We start from the raw sequence: 1372 nt of genomic DNA on the forward strand, positions 1-1372 counted from the left end.
GACACTGTCCCAAAAAGTGTGTAAGTTGAAAAGTTAAGGCTCGATTTTATAATCTGAGCCTTTTTTCAAATATAAGGGTAAATTGATTTAAAACAATTCCCCAATTTCGAATTGGCATCGTCCATTTTTTGGTCGATTCTCTCAGTGCCAAAAATACTGATTTCAGGACAGCTTCATCAGTTGGGAATGACATTTTATTTTTAGTGTATTTTCGGATCTTACCATTCAGATTCTCAATTAAATTAGTGGTGTAAATGATTTTTCTGATTTCAATTGGGAATTCAAAAAACACGGTCAACTCATCCCAGTTATCTCTCCAGGACTTGATGGCATAAGAGTATTTAGCATCCCATTTATCTGCAAAATCATTTAAAGCGTGCGCTGCAGCTTCTTTGTTTGGAGCATTGTAGATATGTTTCATATCAGCAGTAAACTCCTTACGATCCTTCCAAACCACATATTTACAAGCATTTCTAATTTGATGAACTACACAGATTTGTGTTTGAGATTCAGGAAATACAGTTCTGATTGTTTGGGTAAAACCATTCAAATTATCTGTAGCTGTAATAAGTATATCTTCGACTCCACGAGCCTTTAAATCAGTCAAAACACTCATCCAGAAGCTGCTGCTTTCATTCTTGCCCAGCCACATACCTAAGACTTCTTTTTTACCTTCTCTGTTGAGTCCTATAGCTAAATAGATAGTCTTGTTAATGACTTTTGATCCTTCTCTAACTTTGAAAACAATACCATCCATCCAAACAATTAAGTAAATTTCATCCAGTGGTCTATTTTGCCAACTAATTACTTCACTTGAAACAGCATTGGTTATACGAGATATAGTGGAAGTAGAAATTTCGAAATCGTATACTTCTTTGATTTGCTCTTCAATGTCACTAACACTCATTCCTTTAGCGTAGAGCGATATAATTACATTCTCAATACCTTGAGCTATATTTTCTCTTTTTGGTACAAGCATTGGATTAAACGAAGAATCTCGATCACGAGGAACTTTGATTTCTTGCTCACCAAAAGATGTTTTTATTTTCTTGGTACCATGTCCATTACGATAATTTCCGCTAGAGGTTTTATCGTGTTTTTCATTGTCTAAATGTGCATCAAGTTCAGCATCAAGCATGTGTTCTATTGCTTGTTTGTGCATCGTTTTGAAGAATGAAGTTAAATCATCTGCATTCTTGAAGGATTTGTAGAATTCCTTGTTGTTTAATAATTCGTCTTTGTCAATCATAATCATAACTGTGGGTTTAAAAATAGAAAAAAAGTTATTTCCGAAAAACATTTTGAGCTTTTAAATTTGCTCAAATATTTTTCAGAATAACTTTTCAACTTACACAGTTAGTGAGACACTACC

1 protein-coding gene is annotated in these 1372 nt (G+C 33.9%); it reads right to left on the reverse strand.

Going from position 1 to position 1372, the window contains the following annotated elements; genetic code table 11:
* Positions 1-46: 46 nt before the first annotated feature.
* The gene (locus tag NJT12_RS24785; protein ID WP_271338785.1) at positions 47-1249 is read right to left on the reverse strand and encodes an IS256 family transposase; all 1203 of its coding nucleotides are present in this window, start codon (positions 1247-1249) and stop codon (positions 47-49) included.
* Positions 1250-1372 lie beyond the last annotated feature (123 nt).

Source organism: Flavobacterium azizsancarii, assembly GCF_027980145.1.
Taxonomy (GTDB): Bacteria; Bacteroidota; Bacteroidia; order Flavobacteriales; family Flavobacteriaceae; genus Flavobacterium; species Flavobacterium azizsancarii.

Coding starts and splice junctions, on each gene's coding strand:
- NJT12_RS24785 (WP_271338785.1), bottom strand. CDS start 1,249: ATGATTGACAAAGACGAATTATTAAACAACAAGGAATTCTACAAATCC.